Source organism: Limnohabitans sp. Rim8 (genome assembly GCF_943326455.1).
GTDB lineage: Bacteria > Pseudomonadota > Gammaproteobacteria > Burkholderiales > Burkholderiaceae_C > Limnohabitans_A.
On sequence record NZ_CALPTI020000005.1, the window covers coordinates 24368 to 45271 of the forward strand.

The window sequence follows — 20904 nt, forward strand, 5'->3', positions numbered from 1 at the left end:
CCCAAGTCTGCGCAAGCTTCACAAACGCAGCGCGTTAGCGCAGTACCGCACTTTTGCGGGCAACTTCAATCAGCGCTTGGGCATCGTCCTTCAACAGAAAACCTGCTTGCATGGCGCGCTCAGTGGCTTTCACAACGGCTTGCACATAGCCCTCGTGCGAGCCATAGCGCTCTTGCAGCGACAAGCGCGTGTCGCCATTGGCTTGCCGTTCTGCCGCCGTTTTGGCAAAGGGCACCATGCCACCCACGTAGTTGCATATCTCGTGTTTGTGGAAAGGTCTTGCACCGTCTGCGGTCACGTTCCAGCCCAAATAAGTGCCCAGGGGCGCGTCCAGCAACACCACCGGCAAACCGCCCAATTCGTTGCCATCGGCATCGACCTTGGGGGCGTACATGGGCAGCACTTGTTTGATTTTGGGCGGTGCGTTGCTGGGTATGCCAGAGCCGTCAACGGCTCTAAAGCCGGGGCCCCAGTCGTAGTCGTGCACCGGCATGATGAAGTCCCGCTCAGGCACGGTCGGGCGCAGACCGGGCAGCGTGGGGTAGCCCAGCGCTGATTTTTCGGCCAGGGCCAATTGGTTTTTGGCCAAAGTTGGGTACTGGCTGGCCGGTGGCTCGGTGCCTTTCATGACCCAGTTGCGAAAGTGAACGCGCAGAGCGTTGACGGTTTCGCGGTGTGGCACGGGGTTGGCCGGCAAGACAGCTTGGCCAAAATTATTGCCCGGACACATGGGGCCCTCTTTGGGCAGTGCCACACCGGGCAGACTGGTGTCAAAGCCACCCACGCCACCGCCGTGGGTGCTGCTGGCGATGTAGTAGCGCTTCACATGGGGCGGCAGTGGCAAGTCTTGCTTGGCATCGGTGCCAATCCACTCGGGCGTGAGTTTCAACGCCCAGACTTCGGCCGAGCCAAAGTGCTCCATGATCTTGGGACAGGTGCGGCTTTGGGTGCAGCGGTCCAAAATGCCAGCGGTTGGAATGCCGCGAACGGTGTCGGGATGCGGCAGCCACCACTGGGGGCCTTCGCTGCCCGCTTGGTAAAGTTCCAGCACACCATCGGGCTGCGCCCAACGGAAGTTCAGCGCAATGCGGCGGCCCGCGATGATGGGCCACAGGCCGTCATGAACAGCCTTGCCGGTTTCGTCTTGGTTAAAGCCCAAGTGCAGCCAACCCCGCAGGAAGTTACCCGATTGCGAAATTCCCCGCGCAATGCTGTGGGTGACCGTGCTGGCCACGGGGTTGGGCGTGCCCGCATCGTCGACTTTGGCGTGTTTGAAAAACACCGCCACATCACGCCATGCTGCAAAGCCCAGACCTAAAACATAGGGGTCTTGCGCGGTGAACACGACTTGGTAAAGCCGTTTGGCGTCAAAGCCGTTTTTCAGGCAAATCTGCGTGGGGTCTGGACTGCCGGGAAAGGGGTTTTGTGCATCGCATTTGGCCCAGGCCCATTCGGTGGGGGCGATGGCCTGTTCATCAAACACTTCGCCATTCATGTTTTCGCGGCCACGCGAGACCAAGCTGGCTTGGCGCGTGTCCAGGCTCATGGGCTGGTAAGGCACGGGGTTGGTTTGCACCATCAGTGGCTGCGAAGCAGGTCCCGAGCGGTTCACGATGCGGGCAAAGACTTGCCCCGTGACCTTGGAGCCGTCTGGATTTTGGGCCACTGGGAGCTGCAAGAACTGCAGACCGTTGATGCTGGCCTTGGACTTCACACTTGTGGCCCCCACGTTGTCGCCTTGCCAGGCGCTGGCCAACCCGATGTCGCCGTTGGCGAACTCTTGTTCAGCATACGGATAAACGCGCCCCCGGTTGGGTACGTCGTGCCACATCAGGCCGCTGGCTTCTTTGAGGTTGACGGGTTTGTAGATGACAAAGGACGCCATGTAGCGAACCTTGCCGTCGGCATCTTTGGCCAGCTCAATGTCTTGAACAATGGCGTTTTGTGCGAGTTTGGGGTCCAACTCTCCAAAGGCGCGACCAGCCACTTGTTCATAGGCAATGCCCGCTGGTTTGCCCGGAACCGCTGCCACAGGGCGTGTGTCGTCGATGACGATGCGGGTGACGCGCGCATGGGTGCTGGTGTTCACCAGGGTCAGCAAGGCCAAGGCCCAAAGGCCTCGATAAGTTGTAAGGGTCATGGCTTTCCTGTTCATGGCGTTGCTCCAAACGAGTGACTTCATTGAACAAGAAAAGCCTTGAATATTCAAGGGAAAAGCCGATCGAAAACAACGCTACCCAACCATTTGAGCCGCCTGGGCGACAGCTGCTGACAAAGAGGCACTGTTTTCAGTGCCAGGCGCTCAGCGCGGCAACGTGAGCAGCGGGATGTCTTTGGCCGTGGCCAGTTTGTCCAGTTGGGCGCGGGTTTGACTGCCCATAAAGTTTTCGATCGCTTGGCGCGTGGCGGGCTTGAACAGGTCTTTGACCGGGTGTACCAGCGCAATGCCAGCGGCTTCGCACAGGCGCATGGCAAAGTGCGGCTCCAGAGCTGCCACGGCCACGCGGCCGTTTTTACAGGCATACACGCGGTAGCCCGCATGTGCGCCGCCTACCGCCCCATCGGGCGTGGTCAGGCCCAGTTGGCGTGGCAGGGCGAGCCAAGCAGCAGCTTCAGACAGAGCCACTTCATGGTGCGACCCTTTGCCCGTGGTTTTGAGGGTGATGACGGCTTTGAGCGTGGCTTCGCTGGCCATCACGGCGCCGCCCATGTCGGCAAACAAACTGGGCGGCAAGTCCATTCCGTTGACCAGGCCAACCTCGGCTTGGTAGGTCAAGTCGTGGCCAGGAATTTCGGCCAATGGGCCGGGTGCACCCACCACTTCGATCAAGCTCAGGGCAGGGTATTGCTGGTGCAGAGCCTTCCAGTCCAAGCCCAATTTGGCCAGTGCAGAAGGGCGAAACGAGGTGAGCAGCACATCGGTCTTGGGCAGCAGCTTGTGCAGCGCAGCTTGGCCGGCTTCGGTTTTGAGGTCCAGCGTTTTGTGCTTGACACCCGCGTGCAACAAATCGTAGCCACGGGTGTTGTAGTGCTGCATCGGGTCGCCTGAGGGCGGGTTGACCTTGGTGCATTGGGCGCCCATTTGGGCCAGACGCATCAACGCGGCGGGGCCCGGCAGATTGAGGGCCAGGCTCAAAACGCGCAGACCGCGCAGGGGTTTGACAGAAGACATGCGTGCACCTTGGTATTGAAGCGAAGCCGCGCTGTGCGGCTTCTAAGATGCTCGCATTATCGGATGAGCGCTGAGCCGGGGTTGTCGCCCTTGCGGGCTTTTATTCGCCAAAGTTCAGCGGCAAGCCCACATAGTTTTCGGCCATGGTGCGTGAGCCGGCTTCGCTGTGGATCAGATAGTCCAGCTCGGCGTCTTGGAACTTCTGCCCCATGTCACCGTTTTCTGGAAAGTGGTGCATCAAGCTGGTGAACCACCAGCTGAAGCGTTCGGCACGCCAAACGCGGCGCAAGCAGCGCTCAGAATAAGCATCGATACCGGCATCGGTCTTGTCGGCATAAAACTCAATGATGGCGGTGGACAAATACTTGACGTCAGTCGCAGCCAAGTTCAGGCCCTTGGCGCCTGTGGGCGGCACGATGTGGGCGGCGTCGCCGGCCAAGAACATCCGGCCAAAACGCATGGGTTCGGTCACAAAGCTGCGCAGCGGGGCGATGCTTTTTTCGATGCTGGGGCCTGTGACCAGATGCTCACGGGCTTCGGGGTCCAGGCGATGGCGCAGCTCGGCCCAAAAGGCGTCGTCCGACCATTGCTCGACCTTGTCGGTGGTGGGCACTTGCAAATAGTAACGGCTGCGCGTGGCGCTGCGCTGAGAGCACAGGGCAAAGCCACGGGTGCTGTTGGCGTAGATCAGTTCATGGTGCACCGGCGGGGTGTCAGACAGCACCCCCAGCCAGCCAAAGGGATAGACCTTTTCGTATTCTTTGATGGCGCTCTTGGGAGCGCTGGCGCGGCATACGCCGTGAAAACCGTCGCAGCCGGCGATGAAGTCGCATTCAATGGTGTGCAGTTGGCCATTTTTTTCGTAAGTCACTCGGGGTTTTTGGCTGTCGAATTCGTGCACCTGCACATTCTCTGCCTCGTAAATTGTGGGCAAACCCTCGGCTTGGCGGGTGTCCATCAGGTCGCGGGTGACTTCGGTTTGGCCGTACACGATGACTTTTTTGCCGCCAGTGAGTTTGTGCATGTCCACGCGGTGGCGAGCGCCTTTGAACAGCAGATCAAAACCTGTGTGCACCAAACCCTCTTTGTGCATGCGGTGGCCCACGCCTGCTTCGTCCAGCAAGTCCATGGTCACTTGTTCCAGCACGCCCGCGCGAATGCGCGAGAGCACATAGTCGCCGCTTTGGCGCTCAACGATGATGGCGTCAATGCCTGCCTTGAAAAGCAGTTGGCCCAGCAGCAGGCCCGATGGGCCTGCGCCGACGATGGCGACTTGGGTGCGTGTGGTGCTCATGGCGTGTTCAAGTGCAAAAAGGTAATCCCAAAGCTTATGTGGCTGCTGAATGGAGCGCTTGCAAGCGTGATGATGATTGCGCGGTGATGAGTCATTTTGTGCGATGATCGCGCAAAATGACCAAAATCAATACCATATTCAGTTGCCGCGGCTGGTGCCGCAATTTGTTTTTAGATGGTGCCCCATGACCCTGGCGAAAGCCGATTACATCGAAGGCCTGGCCAAAGGTTTGGCTGTGCTCGAGGCTTTTGACACCGAGCGCCAACGCCTGAACGCCACACTGGCCGCGCAGCGCACGGGCATCACGCGGGCTGCGGCCCGGCGACATTTGCTCACGCTGGCCGAGTTGGGTTATCTGGAAACCGATGGTTCCCACTATTGGTTGTCGGCGCGGGTGCTGCGCTTGGCGGGCAGTTACATGGCCACATCGCGCCTGCCGCGCACCCTGCAACCCACGCTCAACCGGCTTGCCGCACAAACGCAGGCGGCCTTCAGTGCGGTGGTGCGTGATGGTGACGAATGCGTCATCGTGGCACGCAGTGCCGGGGTGGCCGAGCCAGTGCGCCACTTGGCCTATGGCTTGCATTTGGGCGCGCGCTTGCCAGCGCACGCCACTTCTACCGGGCGGGTGTTGCTGGCCAGTCTGCCCAAGGCCGACTTTGCTGCCTGGCTCAAAGGCCGAGAGTTGGCCCGCATCACCCCTCAAACCGAAGTGGTTCCGGCCAAATTCAAGGCGCTGGTTGATCAGGTGCGGCAGGACGACCATTGCCTGGCCCGCGATGGTCACGAGCTGGGCATCCACGCACTGGCGGTGCCCCTGCGCAACATGCAAGGCCAAACGCTGGCCGCGCTGAATGTGGTGGGCACGGCAGACCAATTGAGCGATGGGGCGGTGCAGCGCAAGTGGCTGCCCTTGCTGCTGGAGGCGGCCAGAGAATTGCGCCCTTTGCTGTGAAGGTCCTCAGACCCCCAGATGCTGCTCCAGAACGCCCGGGTCGGCCAGCAAAACGGGTGACGAGCCTTCAAACACCACCTGGCCTTTGACCAGGATGATGTTGCGGTCGGTGATCTGGGTGACGTGCTTCCAGTTTTTGTCCACGATGATCGAGCTGATGCCGCTTTCTTTGATCAGGCTGCAGATGCGCCAGATATCGCGGGCGATCAGCGGGGCCAGGCCTTCGGTGGCCTCGTCCAGAATCAAAACGTCGGGGTTGGTCATCAGTGCCCGGCCGATGGTCAGCATTTGTTGCTCTCCGCCTGACAGTTGCTGGCCGCCGTGGCCCAGGCGCTCTTTCAAGCGAGGGAAGGTCTCCAGCACCCGCTCGTAAGTCCAGTCGCGCTGGCCCTTCGTGCCCGGTCGGGCGGCCATTTTCAGGTTCTCCACCACGCTCAGGTTGCCAAAGATGCCGCGGCCCTCAGGCACATAGGCGATGCCCTGCTGTGCGACTTCAAAAGTGGGGCGGCCGTTCATGCGCTGGCCCTTGATGTCCACGGTGCCTGTGCGCGGCGGTACGATGCCCATGAGTGTTTTGAGCAAGGTGCTTTTGCCCATGCCGTTGCGGCCCATCAGGCCAATCGTCTCGCCCCGGCCCACAGAAAAGTTCACGCCGCGCAAGATGTGACTGGCGCCGTAGAAGGTGTTCAGGTCTTGGGCCTGGATCAACAAATCGCTCATCTCAATGTTCCTCGCCCAAGTAGGCCGCCTGCACGCCCGCATCGGTCCGCACGGCTGCGGGCGTGTCGCTGGCGATCACTTGCCCGTTGACCATGACCGTGAGGTGGTCGGCCAGCGTGAACACCGCGTCCATGTCGTGCTCGACCAGCAAGATGGCATGTTCATTTTTAAGACGCAACAGCAACTGCACCATGCGCTCGGCTTCTGCTTGGCCCATGCCCGCCAATGGCTCGTCCATCAACAAGACTTGGGGTTCGGTGGCCAAGGTCATGGCGATTTCCAACTGGCGTTGTTCGCCGTGGCTGGTGGCGCCTGCTTGGGCGTGGCGGCGGTCTTGCAGCCCGGCCAATTCGATGGCGCGTTCGGCGCGTTGGTTAACCGCCTGCATCCTGGCCGCAGCCTGGAGCCACCCCAAAGGGTTGAAGGGGGAGGGCTGCGCACGCGATTGCGCCGACAACCGCACGTTGTCCCAAACCGTGAAGGTGCTGAAAATATTGGTCTTTTGGTAACTGCGCCCCAGGCCGTGGCGGGAGATTTTTTCAGGGGTCCAGCCGGTGATGTCGGTGCCCGACATCGTCATTCGCCCACTGGTGGGCGGTAAATCGCCCGAGAGCAGGTTGGCCAAGGTGGACTTGCCCGCGCCATTGGGACCAATCACGGCATGAATGTGCCCGCGCCACAGTTCCAGTGACACATCGTTGACAGCTGCCAAGCCGCCAAAGCGTTTGGTCAGGCCACTGGCCGACATCAAGGTCTTGCGCTCAGTCATGGCCTGCCTCCTTGCCGACAGCAGCTTTGCTGCCCACAAAGCGGTTGACCAGACCCAAAATGCCTTTGGGCGCAAAAATGATCAGGGCCACGATGAACAGGCCCATCCACATTTGCCAGTGTTTGCCAGTTTTGAAGCCGCCAATATCGGGCAAGTCCTTGAAGACGTGCAACAAATACTCAAAGCTGAAGGCCCCCACAATCGCCCCCGCAAAATTGCCCATGCCGCCCAAAATCACCATCATGATGGCGTGTGCGCTGAGGTGAAAGCCCATGAGTTCGGGGTTCACAAAACCGGTTTGCGCCGCAAACAAGTAACCGGCCAAACCCGCCAAAGCCCCGGCCAGCGTGAAGGCCGCCAGCTTGTGGCTGAAGGTGTTGAAGCCCAAGGCCCGCATGCGGTGCTCATTCACCCGAATGCCCGACAGCGCACGGCCAAAAGGACTCCAGAGGAGGCGGCGCAAAAACACATAAACCGCCACCAAGCAGGCCAGCGTGAAGTAATAAAACACCCGCTTGTTTTCCAGGTCGATCACACCCGCATCAGGCCGGAAGTTGAGGAACAAACCGTCCGAGCCGCCCAGCGCTTTGTTGTCAAAGAAGATGAAGAAAATCATCTGCGCAAAAGCCATGGTGACCATGATGAAGTAAATGCCATGTGTGCGCACCACCAAAAAGCCAATCACCAGAGCGGCCAGAGCGGACCCGCCTACGGCCAGCGGCAAGCTGGTGTACAGGCTGATGGCTTCGTTTTGAGGGGTAATAAAAGCCAGCACATAGCCGGCCAAGCCAAAGTAGGCGGCATGGCCCAGCGACACCAATCCGGTCACGCCTTGCAGCAAGTCAAGGCTCATGGCCAAGATGGCCAGGATCATCATGCGCACGACCATGGCCGTGTAAAAGTCAGACCCGACAAAGGGAAAGGCGGCGAGCGCCAAAAAGCCCAGCACCATCACCAGCTGGATGCTGCGAGGCAGGGTTTCGAGGTGAATTTGGGGCGAGCTCATGGTGTTCTTTTCGGATTCATTGCTTGAACAGGCCTTCGGGTTTGTACAGCAGCACCAAGGCCATCAGCACATACACCAGCATGCCCGAGGCCTGGGGCAGCAGCACTTTGCCAAAGGTGTCGACCAGACCCACCAGCAAGGCAGCAATCAAAGCACCGCGCACCGAGCCGATGCCGCCAATGACCACCACCACAAAGCACATGATCAAGACCTGTGAGCCCATGTTGGGGTAGACGCTGGACACAGGCGCGGCGATCATGCCGGCGATCGAGGCCAGGCCAATGCCCAAAGCAAACACCACCGAGTGGATGAGCTTGATGTTGACGCCCAAGGATTCGGTCATTTCTCGGTTGAAAGCGCCTGCACGGATCTTCATGCCCAAACGGGTTTTAGAAATCAACAAATACAAGCCCAGTGCCAGGACCAAGCACACGCCCGACATGAACAGCCGGTACACCGGGTACGACAGGTTCTCGGTCAGGGGAATGGACGCTGCCAACAATTGGGGCACAGGCAAGCCGTGCACATCGTCGCCCCAGATGATGGAGCGCAGCTCTTCAAACACATAGATCAGGCCAAAGGTCAGCAGCACTTGGTCGAGGTGGTCGCGGTGATAAAAGTGCCGAAACAACAAACGCTCGATCACCAAGCCAAAGGCCACCGACAAAGCCGTGCCCACGAGGATGGCCAAAGTGAAACTGCCCAACTGCGCGGCCAGCGACCATGCCAGATAAGCGCCCAGCATGTAAAAACTGCCGTGCGCCAAGTTGACCACACCCATGATGCCGAAAATCAGCGTCAGGCCCGCTGCCAGCATGAACAGCAGCAGCCCGTACTGAACGCTGTTGAGCAGCTGGATCAAAAAATTCACAAAATCCATCAGGAATTTCTCTTCAAATGGGTGAGAACGGCAGGGTGATGCACAAAGCCCAAGCGCCAATGAAAACGGCGGACCGAAATCCGCCGTGGCACGGAGGGCCCGCGCAGTTTACATGCGGCAACCTGCGCCGGAGTCGGCCAAAGCCTTGGCGGCAACGCCGATCACTTTGTTCTCTTTGTTGGAGACTTCACGCAAGTAAATGTCTTGCACCGGGTTGTGCGATTTGCTCATGGTCCACTTGCCGCGTGGGCTGTCGATCACGGCGGCTTCCATCGCCTTGATCATGGCGGCTTTTTGGCTCACGTCGCCCTTGACGGCGTTGGCACCTTGCACCAGCAGCAAGCCCGTGTCGTAGCCTTGTACCGCGTACACATCGGGCTGCAGCTTGAAGGTCTTGGCGTAGTTCAGGCGGAACTCCTTGTTGCGCTTGGTCTCGATGCCGTCGCCGTAGTGCAGGGTGGTGAGCACGCCATCGGCCGCAGGGCCAGCAGCGTCCAGCACGCCTTCGGTCAGGAAGCCCGAGCCGTACAGCGGAATCTTGCCCTTGAGGCCAGCGGCTGCATAGTCGCGCAAGAACTTGGCCGCACCACCACCCGCAAAGAAGCAAGCCACAGCGTCGGGCTTGAGGGCGGCGATTTCGGTGAGCAAAGCCTGAAACTCGACGTTGGGGAAGGGCAGGCCGAGTTCTTTGACGATGGTGCCACCGGCTTTGGTGTAGCTGTCGCGGAAACCTTCAAAGGCCTCGTCGCCAGCGGCGTACTTCCAAGTGATCCAAACGGCCTTTTTATGGCCGCGCTTGACCATGGTTTCGCCCAAGGCCATGGTGGGTTGGCTGTTGGAGAAGCTGGTGCGGAACACATTGGGGGCGCACTGGGCGCGGGTGGCCATGTGCACGCCCGCGTTGGGAATCAGGTTGATCACGCCGCTTTCGCGGGCCACGCGGTGAATGCCCATTTGCACACCCGAGTGAACCGTGCCCACCAGCACATCGACCTTGTCGCGCTGCACCAATTTGTTGGCGTTTTCGATGGCTTTGGAAGGCTCGGACTCGTCGTCCACCTTGAACCACTCGATTTCACGGCCACCCAATTTGCCGCCTTGTTCGTTGATGGCCATGCGCAAGCCGTTTTCGATGGCCACACCCAGCTGTGCAAAGGTTCCGGTGTAGGGCAGCATCAGGCCAACGCGGATTTTTCCGGTCTGGGCCAGCGCACTTTGTGGCACCAGCAGGCCCGAAGAAGTAGCGCCCAAAAGGGCGGCGCCTTGTGCCAATACTTGGCGGCGTGAGGAGGGTTGGCTCATGGGGGTCTCCATTAACAAGGAAGAAAAAACGCCAAATCTTGGTGTGGCGCTCAACGATCCTGGTCATTATGGGTCAATTGATTTGCACTTTTGGGTGCGTCAGACCCCGTGAAAACCCTTTGAACTGCGCCCTCAACGCTGCAAGCTCAGGTTGAACTGCCGCACGCCCAACTCGTCCATCAGCTTTTGCTCATGGCGCTGCTGCTCAAGGGCGACGGCCTTGGCATCTTGGGCTTCCATCGACTTCATCTTGTGCAACTCAATCTCAGCCAATGCACGTTTCTTTCGGACTATGGCGACGTGGTCTTTGGCCCTGCTCAGGTCCAACACCACCCGCTGCTGCAAATTGAGCAACTGGGCCATGAATTGCCGTTGGTTCATGCTGGCCTGCATGCCCATCACAGGCACTTGAGCCGTTTGCTCTCTGAGCCGGTACTCGTCGTACAGCCTGCACAGCCTTTCATGGCTGGCCTGCAGTTGGTCAACGCGGGCCATGGCCTGGGCGATTTCGTTTTGGGCGTCGTTCACCGCATCCTGGGCTTTTTTGACCAGGACCGGCCAGCAAGTTCGGGCTTGTCGCATGGGGGCTCCTTGGGGTGTCAGTTCTGCATCAGCACTTGAACTTCGTGGCGGGTGGTCGCCGAGTCTTGGCTGCTGTGCATGTCTTGCTGAAGAAAATGTTCCATCGACGTGCGCAGGCGGATCGCTTGATCCAGGTCCGGATTGCTGCCGGCCTCGTAGGCGCCCACCTGAATCAGGTCTTGGTTTTGTTGGTAAAGCGACCACAAACGCCTGAAGCGGTTGGCCATTTTTTGATCTTCGGGCGAAATCAGGTTTTGCATCACCCTCGACACCGAGCCATTCAGATCAATGGCGGGGTAGTGGGCGGCATCGGCCAGCTTGCGCGATAACATGACCTGCCCGTCGAGCGAAGCACGGGCAATGTCCACGATCGGGTCGTTGGCGTCGTCGCCTTCGGCCAGCACGGTGTAAATGGCGGTGATCGAGCCTACGCCGTGGCGGCCCACACCGGCGCGTTCAATCAAGTTGGGAAGCAAGGCGAACACCGATGGCGGATAACCCTTGGCCGTGGGTGGCTCGCCCACGGCCAGGCCGATTTCGCGCTGCGCATGCGCCACGCGGGTCAGACTGTCCACCAGCATCAACACGTTTTTGCCTTGGTCCCTGAAGTACTCTGCAATCACGTGTGTCAGGTGCGTGGCTTTGAGACGCAACACCGGCGATTCGTTGGCGGGTGCCGCCACCAGCACCGACTTGGCCAGGCCCACAGGCCCCAGCGACTCTTCAATGAAAGCCTGAACTTCGCGTCCGCGCTCGCCAATCAGGCCAATCACCACCACATCGGCTTCGGTGAAACGGGTCATCATCCCGAGCAACACACTTTTGCCCACACCAGAACCGGCGATCAGTCCCAAGCGTTGGCCCCGGCCAATTGTCAGCATGCCGTTGATGGCTTTGACACCCACGTCCAAAATTTCGTTGATTGGACCGCGCTCCATCGGGTTGATGGGACGGCCTTGCAGGCTCAGCACATCTCGGCAATCCGGGGCAGGTTTGCCATCCAAAGGTTGGCCGCGTCCGTCAATGATGCGCCCCAGCAAGTCAGGGCCTAAAGCCACTTGGGATGTGTGACTGAGTACCCGCACCCGAGCGCCCGGACCAATGCCTTGAGGTTCGGTGAATGGCAACAAAAACAAGGTCTCGTCGTTGAAACCCACCACCTCGGCTTCGACCCGGTGGCCCAACTGCCCAACGATTTCGCAGCAAGCGCCCAAGGGTGCCATCAGGCCCCGCGTCTCCAGCCGCATCCCCACCAAGCGCACCAGCGTGCCGTTGCGTTGCGGCTCCGGTGCATGCAACGAACCGATCAACTGGTTGACTTCATGGTCAAAGTTCATTCGGGTTCGCCATCGTTTGGAGTTGACGGTTTCACGTCGGTGTCTTGCACGTCAATCACTTGTCTATTCCAATCCCTTTTGGGTGTGGACTCGGGCAAAGCCTCAGCACGGTCTTGCACCAAGCTGGAGTTCTGCATCCAAGCTTCTGGCTCGGGCAACAAACGCCGTGCCAATGGTTCTAGCCTGTTTTCAATCAAGTCTTGCACCACACTGTCTTGCACGCGCACGCGCACGCTGCCCGGCCGCAAGTGGACATCGGGCTCCAATTGCATATGGGCAGTGACTGCTTCCCCCATGGCTTGCAGGCGCTTGAGATCCTCCGGGTTCAGGCTGACATGAACCGGTGGTGTGGGGTGGTCAAGTTGCTGGATGCAAGACTGAACCAAGCCATGGATGGCTTGGCCAGAAATTTTCAGCTCTGCCCTCACCAACTGCTCGGCCAAATGCAATGACAAGCGCTTAAGGGGTTCAAAAAAGCGTTGCGGATCCTGGCTGATGCTGCGCAGCTCTAATCCCAAACGCTGGATCAACTCTCGCTCTTCCGAGCGCTCGGTGTGGGTTTCTGCCAGCAGTTGGGCACGGCCTTCGGCCACACCAGCCTGAAAGGCCTCGTCGCGCAGCTGCTCCAAGGCTTTTTCCGAGACTGTGGTTTGGGTTGATGCTTCATCGGTGTCTGACGGCTCCGCAGCCAGTGCCAAGGCGCTGGTATCGATCAAGTCAGGTGCCAGGTTGCCCTCATCCTCTAAGGCCGATGGCCCATCCGGTTTGGATGGCAAAGCGGTTTGGACAGGAATTGGCCAAGACCCGAAGGATCGCGATTGAACCGCATCCCATTCGGTCCGTGCAAAGGTGTGCACCACCGTGGCTTTGCTCAGCAATGCGTCCGAATTCCAAACACTGTCGTAAGTGCCCATCTTAGACAAAGCCATCGCCACCGCCCGCTAAAACCAGTTCGCCGGCATCGGACAGCTTGCGGGCCAAGCGCATGATTTTCTTTTGCGCTTCTTCCACTTCGGTGATGCGCAGCGGACCTTTGGATTCCATGTCGTCCACAAACATGACCCTTGCGCGGGCTGACATGTTGCCCAGAAATTTGTCCTTGACGAAATCGGGTGCACCCTTGAGGGCCACCATCAGCAGATCGGGCTCGGCCGTGCGCATGATGGCCTGAATGCCTTTGTTGTCCACGCCGACCAAGTTTTCAAAGGTGAACATGTTGTCCTGAATTTTTTGCATCAGGTCTGCATCCAGTTGGGACAAGCCAGCCATGATGGACGACTCCAATTCCACTTTGACCGAATTCATGATTTTTGCAGCCGCTTTGACCCCCCCAAAGCTGGAGGACTTGGACGACGAGTTGGTGGCAAATTGCTTCATCATGATTTGCTCGAGCTCTTCCATGGCCGAGGGCTGGACCGTCTCCAGGCTGGCAATCCTTTGCATGATCTCGGGCCTGGATTCGCTGGGCAAGAAATTCATCACATCGGCCGCGACGGTGTATTCCAGGACCGACAAAATGATGGCCACGACCTGCGGGTGTTCGCCGCGGATCATTTCAGCGATGGAGCGAGCGTCCATCCATTTCAAAATCTCCAAACCCTTGCTGCCTTGCCCCGGCATGATGCGGCTGAGCACCGAAGCCGCTTTGTCGTCGCCCAAAGCGCGTTTCAGCACTTTTTCAACATAGTCGCCCGTGCCCAGTCCCAGACTGGTTTGCTTTTTGAGCATGGTGACAAATTCGTCCAGCACGATGTTGACCGCTTCTTGAGACAAATCAGACACCGACACCATGGCGGCGCCCAGAGCCTGTACCTCTTTGGGGTTCATGAAGCGGATGATTTCAGAAGCCTGCTGTTCCCCCAGCAAAAGCATCAAAACAGCTGCGCGCTGGGTGCTGGTCAGATCAGCCAACTCCTGCGTCAACTCCTGGGTCATCGAGATCTCAGGCGTATCGGCAGTTGTTGCGGGTGATTTGGCGTCTTTGTCGTCGGGTTTTTTGGTGGCCATGGTTTCTTACCTCGACTTGTTCAATTGACTTTGACCATGCTCTTGAGCACATTGGCCACGCGGCCCGAATCCTCGGCCACCAACATGCGAATGAGGGCAACTTTGTCATCATAGGTGTTGGCGGTGTCCAGCATGTCCATGGAGATGCTCGATTTCTTCGGTTTCAGCTTGGCCTTGATTTCTTCCAGGCTTTCGCCTTCACCGATCTGGATCATTCGCATGTCGTCCGCGCTCAATTCGCCATCTGCCAGGGCGGCTATTGCGCTGGCTTCAGCTTCAGCTTTCGTGTCGTAGAGGTTGCGCATGACTGGGCGCACCACGATCATCATGAACGCGATGAAACTGATGGCGATCAAGGCACTGGTGATACCGGACTGGACCATGTCCTCCAGGTACCAAGGAATCGTTTCCAGCGGGGCAGGGGCCTCAAACTTGGCGGGCACCACGCTCACGATGTCGCCTCGCGTTGGGTCAAATCCCACCACGCCGCGCACCACTTGCTGCATTTGATCCAGCTCTTGTGGTGTGAACGGCACGCTTTTGGGGGCCTTGGGGTCGGTCGATTTTTCGGCCACGGGGCGCTCGTTCACCAGCACCGCTACGCTCACCTTCATGACCCCACCGCTGGCACTGCGCACATGGCGCACCGTGCGGTCGATTTCAAAATTTCGGGTCGAGCGGCTGCTGAGCTTGCCCGTTGAGTCGGCTTGCCCTTTGGCCGCATCGGCTTGGGTGTTGTTGGTGGTGGTGGGGTCGGGCGGCGGTGTATTGGACAAAGCGCCAGGAATACCCTCGGCCGACTTGCTGGCCGAGCGGTCTTCGGCCAATACCTCAGAGCGGGTGCGAGGCCCTTTTTCGCGGTTGTCAAAGTCTTCGGTGGTGCTCTCGGTTTGGGTGAAATCCAGTGTCAGGTTCACTTGCGAGCGCACATTGCCTTCACCCAGCATGGGCGACAGGATTTGCATGATCCGGTTGCGGTAAACCTCTTCCAGGTGCTGTTTGTGCTGCTCCTGCGCCGAAGTCAAACCCAGCTTTTGCTCGGTGGCCGACTCGGTCATCAGTTTGCCCACCGTGTCCACCACGGTCACATGGTCAGGTGCCAAGTAAGGCACGCTGGACGACACCAAATGAACAATCGCCTGAACTTGTGAGGCCGACACCGCTCGGCCCGGGTAGGGCGCCAGCACCACCGAAGCTTTGGGCGGCGTGCGGTCGCGGACAAAAACGCTTTGCTTGGGCGTGGCCAGGTGTACGCGTGCGCTTTGTACCGTGCCAATTTGCATGATGCTGCGGGCCAGCTCTTGCTCCAAAGCGGTGTTGATCTTGACTTGCTCCATCAACTGACTCGTCGTCATGGACGACTGGTCTTTCAAACCCTCCATGCCCGTGGTGCCGGCTTTGGGCAAGCCCTGCGAGGCCAACAAAATGCGCGCCTCGTGAAAGCGGTTGCTAGGTACCGTCAGCTGGCCAGTGGCAGGGTCAATTTTGGGTTTGAAGTCGGCCGTTTTGAGCGATTCAAAGGCGGCTTGTTGGTCAGCTTCTTGCAAACCGGGCATCACAGGGCGGTAGGGCGTGGATTGCATCCATGCATAAGCCAACAAAAACACCACCAACACGGCCAACATCAAAATCAGTGGCAACACTTTGCGCACTGAGGGTTGGTTCATCACTTTGCTGAAGGTGTCTGACAGTCCAATGTTCTGCCAAACATTCAGGCCAGTGTTTGCACTGGCGGTGGTGTCTGCGCCCGGCGCTGTGGTCAAGGCCATGCTGCCGCTGGCGTTGTTGCCAGCATTGTTGGCCGTGGCCGGGGCGATTTCAGACCCGGTGGGCATGGTCATCATGCCGGTGTTCATCGATGCGGTCGCTGTAGCCATGGTGTGTTCTCTTTACTTCTGTCAGACCGGCATGTTCAAAATGTCTTCGTAGGCTTTCAACACTTTGTTGCGCACCTGCAAAGTGGCTTCAAAAGCCAAAGACGACTTTTGCATGCCCAGCACCACATCGGTCAGGGCAATGTCTTCGCCCCGGTCGTAGGCCGCCCGCATGTTGGACGACTGCACCTGCACCTCGTTGACCTGGCTGAGCGCCCCCGAAACGAAGCTCCCAAAACCGGGTTTGCCGACCTCATTCGACGGATTTTTGGCTTCAGCGCCCTGCAACGACGAGGCCTGCGCCTGGTGGGTGCGCAGGGTTTGCAACATCGACTGGATGCTGGCGGGGGAGATGGCTTTTTCAATCATCGGTTGTTCCTTCAGCAGGCTGCGGCCATGTTCATGCCGTGTTCACGCAGTTGCGCCATCTTGTAGCGCAGGGTGCGGGGGCTGATGCCCAAGCGCTTGGCAGCCTCTGTTTTGCTGGGCGTGCTGGCCAGCGTGGCCATGATCACTTGGTGTTCATTCAGGCGTACCGCACTTTGCAAATCGGTAGGCTGCTCCGGCGTCACTGCCGAATAGACGACCTCAGAAACAGCACTTGCGTGGCTTGTTTCTTCCGTCTTCGCCAATGAAGCTGCACTTACTTCGAGGCCCAAGGGTTCTGATGGCGCATGTTCTTTCAGCGACGGATGGCTGTGTGTCAACCAATCGTCAAACATCAAATGAGCGGGTGTGATGTGGTTGTCTGTGCACAAGACGACCGCACGGCGTATCACGTTTTCGAGCTCACGCACATTGCCTGGCCAAGGGTATTGCAGCAGCATTTGCTGGGCTTGGGGGTGCATGTGCCAAGGCTGGACAGCTTGTTGCAGCAAGATTTGCATGGCCAGCGGAATGATGTCGCCTGGACGCTCACGAAGAGGTAACAAGCGCATGCGGAAGGTGGCAATGCGGTAATACAAATCTTCGCGAAACTCGCGCTCTGTGATGGCCTGCTTCAAATCTTTGTTGGTGGCGGCCACGATGCGCACATTCAACTGGATCACGCTTTGGCCACCCAGACGCGTCAATTGGCGTTCTTGCAACACGCGCAACAATTTGCTTTGCAGGTGCATCGGCATTTCGCCGATTTCATCCAAGAACAAAGTTCCGCCTTGGGCTTGTTCAAACAATCCCTTTTGCTCACGGTGCGCTCCTGTGAAGGCGCCTTTTTCGTGGCCAAACAACATGTCTTCAATCAAATTTTCGGGCATAGCCGCGCAGTTGAGCGCGACAAATGGCCCCAGGGCGCGGTTGGAGGCCTCGTGTAAAACCCGCGCCAAGACTTCTTTGCCCGAGCCAGTAGGCCCCACCAGCAAAGCCGTCACATCGGCTTGAGCCACTTTGCGTGCCAAGGCCAACAGGTGCTGACTTGATGGGTCAACAAACACCACTTGACGCACTGGCGTTGGTGCGATGCGACTGACTGCGGGTTTGAACAGGGTGTGCACCCGAAGCCAAGAAGTTGTGCGCACATCGTCGGCAGCCAGTACGGTCAGAGCGCCAGATTGCGATGCCTCAACGGCCAAGTCCAGCTCGTGGCGGTCGACTCGGCAAACCAAAGGTGTGTTGAGCCCAGCATCTTGCAGCAGTTGCTGAACGGCCTTCAGTCGTGTGACATCGGATGTCAAGTGCAAGACCACCAAGGCCGCATCGGCGGCGTGGGCCAACAATTCATCCAAGGTGTGAATTGCTGCAGTTGCCCAGCCTGCGGCGTGCAGTGCTTGGCTGTGCTCGGCACTCAAGCTGGATTCTGGGTCTAACCAAAGAGCAAGTGGGGTGGAAACAGGGTGTGACTTCACGGCGGTGACCTCTTGTACAGTTACAAACTGTTAAGCAACCCTCGTGCCAGTTTTTATTGAATATCTAAATAACTTATTTAAAAATAAAAGTTTACTTAGTATTTATATTAAATTCATCTCAACTATTAACTCTGTCAGAACTTTGACAGCCCCAAAGTTTGGGGAAGATCGATCAGCGCGAAATCGTTGTGGCTTTGGCCAAAAAAAGTTTGCAAAACTGACCATCCGCTCGCAGCACCTCCAGTGCGGGCAGCACCCGCGACTGAAAACCCATGGCCCGGCAAGCGTAGGGCGTGGACGGCACATGGCTGACCGCAAAGTGCTGACATTGCCAGCAGTTGGGGCCTTTGGTGGGTTCTGTCAAAGTGGTCATGAGAAAAGCAAGGGCGCCAAAGTGCCACAAGCGACCTGGCGCTTGGAACAAGCGTGGCGTGTCAAGAATGCCCTCCATGGCTTGGCCTTGAGTGCTTTAACAGCGCACTTGGGGGCCATGATGCCAATGCCTCTGTGATCAAAAAATATGGGGCTTATCTTTCTGGCACTTGGTTTTAAAACCATTCGCTGAAAAATCCCTCCAGCACAGCAAAGAACGAGGCTCAAAACATCATGTCTGCTGCATCAGTTCTGTAAGAGTTGCATCACAGTTTGCGGGTCTTGATTGGCCTGTGCCAGCATGGCTGTAGCCGCTTGCTGAATGATTTGAGTCCGTGCCAATTCGCTGCTGGCCTTGGCGTAGTCGGTATCTTGGATACGGCTGCGTGACGCCTCCGTGTTGGTCACCACGTTGGCCAGGTTGTCCATCGTGCTGTTCAAACGGTTTTGTATGGCACCTAATTTGCTGCGAATCTCGCTCACGGTTTGAATGGCATTGTCAATGGTCGTCAATGCAGCAGTTGCAGCTTTATCGGTGCTGACATTCATGCCCGATAAACTGCTGCCAGAGGCAACCCCGAGGCTAGCTGCGTTGACCATGAAGTCGGCGGCGCCCACATTGGATTCCAAGAAACCATGCGCACCAATTGCTGTTGCGGCGTCACCCAATTCAATGCTAATCGGGCTATTCGATACGGAGTCCAAACGAATCGAAGCAAAAGAAGTGCCTGCTACAAAGCTAGTCATTACTCCAGTTGCGGTGCCTCCAATTGTCAGGGTTTGAACGTTTGAACCTGTCAAACGCACGCCGCTTGTGGTTCTTTCTGCTGTGATGCCGGTATTGGTTGTTTGAGCATTAATTGCTGTGATGACATCGGCGACTGATCCAGTGGCCCCTTTTGTAAAGACAGTTGTTCCGTTGAAGGATAGAGTTGCACCAGTTGCAGCCGATGCAACTTGGGTGTCTGTCAGGGTGAGACTTTGATCAATGTATGCAGAAGCAATAACACCCGTTTCATTGGAGAAATTATTGATTGCGTCCAATTTTCTTTGGAATGTATTGGTCACGATATCGGCATCATGAATGGCAATTCCGTTGATTTTGATATCGGTAGCACCCCATGGGGCGGCAACACCAGCGGCATCGAGTCCAGAACCTGTGACCGTATAAGCGTCAGATGCCTTACCCACCTCAGAAGTCGTTGGGCGAAACCCCAAACTAGCCAGGTCGGCCAGTGTACCCAGGGGGCCTTTGTCGATGCGAACAGGATTGCCATCATCAGACTCCAGTTTCAAGAAGCCTTTGAAGTCAGTTGAAGTGGATGAAAAACCTGAACCACCCTCAAATCCAGTCCCTGACGTATCCACCACGGTAATGGTTGCACCGGTGTTGTTGCTCAAAACCAGCTTGCCTTCAGTGTTGATGCTGGCTTCAACCGTAGCGCCAGCTTCTTTGTTGATGTTGGACACTAACTCGCTCATGTTGGCTGACGCGGAAATGCTGTATGTTGTGGTCGCACTCGCACCCAACGCCCGCACAGACAGTTGGAGCTGACCATCCGTGGTGGCACCGGTGCCAGTCTGCTTGGCCACCACCACGTTGAAGCCGCTGGCCGTCACGTTGTCTACGCTGTTGTTGATGTTGTTGATCACGTCTTCCAAATCGTCGAGCGTAGTACCCCCAGGAGTAATGGCGCCAAGGGCTTGGTCATTGATCATGATGTCGCCGGCATCGACTGCAGCCAAGTTTGTGCGTGCACCCACCATGGTGTTGGCTGGGCCAGCAGTGCCCCCCATGCCCAGATCTTTGATGCGGATCGAATCGATCCCCAGACTCAAGCTTTGGTTGGCTTTGTCACCGATTTGCAGGGTCTTGTTCTTGAAAGACCCGTCCAAAAGTTTTTGGTTGTTGAACTCGGTGGTGGTGGCGATGCGCTCGATTTCGGCCTTCAGTTGTTGAACTTCGTCGTTCAGTGCGGCGCGGTCTGAAGCATTGTTGGTGCCGTTGACCGATTGAATGGCCAATTCGCGCATGCGCTGCAAGATGTCGGTGACTTCGTTCATGGCGCCTTCACCTGTTTGCATCAGGGAGATGCCGTCGTTGGCGTTGCGTATGGCCATGTTCAGGCCACGTGTCTGAGCTTCCATACGGGTCGAGATGGCCAAGCCAGCAGCGTCGTCTTTGGCGCTGTTGATGCGCTTGCCAGTGGACAACTGCTGCATGGCAACCGAAAGATCGCGGCTATTTTTGGCCATCGCATTTTGAGAGACCAAAGACTTGATGTTGGTGTTGATAACGCTCATGATCATTTTTCCTTAAATATTCGTTTGTAGAAGAGGTTCAGAATTCAATTCGCTGGTGATTCAGGCCGAGTTTTATGTCGGCTTCTTGGGTTTTCGGCACAGTTTTGAAAGGGAACAGAGTTGAGTTCCCCTGAAAAAACCACACCTTCAGACCGAGTGGATAACCCTGAAGTGGCACTCATACAGCTGCGTTTTGATGAAAACCTCATGAACATGTCCTCGGTGATTGGTCAATAAACCGGCAAAATTTTTTGCTGGAATTTCCTAGTTTGGTCTCAAGCAATAGTTGTGCCTGAATTTGTTTTCTTTGCAGATTGGCCCACCTGGACCCTGCAAAAGCCTAAAAAGTCTGTCTTGGACAGCTTGAGTTGTGGTGATAAAGCAAGTTGTTTGCCAATACATCGTCGGTGTTTGGCCTTGTTGCTGCGTCTAAGCGGCGACTGGACAGGGAATGGCATTGCAATTTTTTGCCACATGCGGCCAAAA

The 20904-nt window shown here is 57.5% G+C and carries 18 protein-coding genes; 1 reads left to right on the plus strand and 17 read right to left on the minus strand.

The features are described from left to right. Positions 1-34: 34 nt before the first annotated feature. From Q1M54_RS04875 to pobA, 3 genes are all read right to left on the minus strand, one after another. On the minus strand, positions 35-2155 hold the full coding sequence (locus Q1M54_RS04875; RefSeq protein ID WP_300554638.1) for an alpha/beta hydrolase domain-containing protein: 2121 nt from the start codon (positions 2153-2155) through the stop codon (positions 35-37). Between the two features lie 147 nt (positions 2156-2302). After that, a complete protein-coding gene (locus tag Q1M54_RS04880; RefSeq protein WP_300554641.1) occupies positions 2303-3172 on the minus strand; it encodes a CoA transferase in 870 nt (289 codons plus the stop codon). A gap of 100 nt (positions 3173-3272) precedes the next feature. Beyond that, a complete protein-coding gene (gene pobA, locus Q1M54_RS04885; RefSeq protein ID WP_300554644.1) occupies positions 3273-4466 on the minus strand; it encodes a 4-hydroxybenzoate 3-monooxygenase in 1194 nt (397 codons plus the stop codon). Between the two features lie 184 nt (positions 4467-4650). On the opposite strand from pobA, the gene Q1M54_RS04890 reads away from it, so the two are divergent. Then, positions 4651-5421, plus strand: coding sequence for an IclR family transcriptional regulator C-terminal domain-containing protein (locus tag Q1M54_RS04890; protein WP_300554647.1), 771 nt, complete (start codon positions 4651-4653; stop codon positions 5419-5421). A gap of 6 nt (positions 5422-5427) precedes the next feature. On the opposite strand, the gene Q1M54_RS04895 is transcribed toward Q1M54_RS04890, so the two are convergent. From Q1M54_RS04895 to Q1M54_RS04960, 14 genes are all read right to left on the minus strand, one after another. Beyond that, positions 5428-6141 (minus strand): ABC transporter ATP-binding protein, encoded by a 714-nt coding sequence (locus tag Q1M54_RS04895; RefSeq protein WP_300554650.1) that lies wholly within the window; start codon positions 6139-6141, stop codon positions 5428-5430. A gap of 1 nt (position 6142) precedes the next feature. Then, on the minus strand, positions 6143-6910 hold the full coding sequence (locus Q1M54_RS04900) for an ABC transporter ATP-binding protein (protein ID WP_300554653.1): 768 nt from the start codon (positions 6908-6910) through the stop codon (positions 6143-6145). Then, a complete protein-coding gene (locus Q1M54_RS04905; protein ID WP_300554656.1) occupies positions 6903-7916 on the minus strand; it encodes a branched-chain amino acid ABC transporter permease in 1014 nt (337 codons plus the stop codon). Before Q1M54_RS04905 ends, Q1M54_RS04900 begins: the two co-directional genes overlap by 8 nt. A 16-nt stretch (positions 7917-7932) precedes the next feature. After that, positions 7933-8796 (minus strand): branched-chain amino acid ABC transporter permease, encoded by an 864-nt coding sequence (locus tag Q1M54_RS04910; protein ID WP_300554659.1) that lies wholly within the window; start codon positions 8794-8796, stop codon positions 7933-7935. Between the two features lie 108 nt (positions 8797-8904). After that, positions 8905-10098 carry an ABC transporter substrate-binding protein gene (locus tag Q1M54_RS04915; protein WP_300554662.1) on the minus strand — a complete coding sequence of 398 codons (1194 nt, stop codon included), beginning with the start codon at positions 10096-10098 and terminating at the stop codon, positions 8905-8907. A gap of 132 nt (positions 10099-10230) precedes the next feature. Next, positions 10231-10680: a flagellar FliJ family protein gene (locus Q1M54_RS04920; RefSeq protein ID WP_300554665.1), complete on the minus strand. Its 450-nt coding sequence runs from the start codon at positions 10678-10680 to the stop codon at positions 10231-10233. Between the two features lie 17 nt (positions 10681-10697). Further along, positions 10698-12017 carry a FliI/YscN family ATPase gene (locus Q1M54_RS04925; protein ID WP_300554668.1) on the minus strand — a complete coding sequence of 440 codons (1320 nt, stop codon included), beginning with the start codon at positions 12015-12017 and terminating at the stop codon, positions 10698-10700. After that, positions 12014-12946 carry a FliH/SctL family protein gene (locus tag Q1M54_RS04930; RefSeq protein WP_300554671.1) on the minus strand — a complete coding sequence of 311 codons (933 nt, stop codon included), beginning with the start codon at positions 12944-12946 and terminating at the stop codon, positions 12014-12016. Before Q1M54_RS04930 ends, Q1M54_RS04925 begins: the two co-directional genes overlap by 4 nt. Then, positions 12933-14024 (minus strand): flagellar motor switch protein FliG, encoded by a 1092-nt coding sequence (gene fliG, locus Q1M54_RS04935; RefSeq protein WP_300554674.1) that lies wholly within the window; start codon positions 14022-14024, stop codon positions 12933-12935. The genes Q1M54_RS04930 and fliG overlap by 14 nt, the downstream gene beginning before the upstream one ends. Before the next feature lie 20 nt (positions 14025-14044). After that, complete coding sequence (fliF, locus tag Q1M54_RS04940; protein WP_300554677.1) at positions 14045-15901, minus strand: flagellar basal-body MS-ring/collar protein FliF; 1857 nt, start codon at positions 15899-15901, stop codon at positions 14045-14047. A 21-nt stretch (positions 15902-15922) separates the two neighbouring features. After that, positions 15923-16267, minus strand: a complete 345-nt coding sequence (gene fliE / locus Q1M54_RS04945) for a flagellar hook-basal body complex protein FliE (protein ID WP_019426021.1) — start codon at positions 16265-16267, stop codon at positions 15923-15925. Positions 16268-16278: 11 nt separating this feature from the next. Further along, the gene (locus Q1M54_RS04950) at positions 16279-17742 is read right to left on the minus strand and encodes a sigma-54 dependent transcriptional regulator (protein ID WP_300554681.1); all 1464 of its coding nucleotides are present in this window, start codon (positions 17740-17742) and stop codon (positions 16279-16281) included. Positions 17743-17914: 172 nt separating this feature from the next. Then, positions 17915-18193, minus strand: a complete 279-nt coding sequence (locus Q1M54_RS04955) for a hypothetical protein (protein WP_300554684.1) — start codon at positions 18191-18193, stop codon at positions 17915-17917. A gap of 167 nt (positions 18194-18360) precedes the next feature. Continuing rightward, entirely contained in the window at positions 18361-20424 is a 2064-nt protein-coding gene (locus Q1M54_RS04960) for a flagellin (RefSeq protein ID WP_366146250.1), read from the minus strand. Positions 20425-20904: the final 480 nt, after the last annotated feature.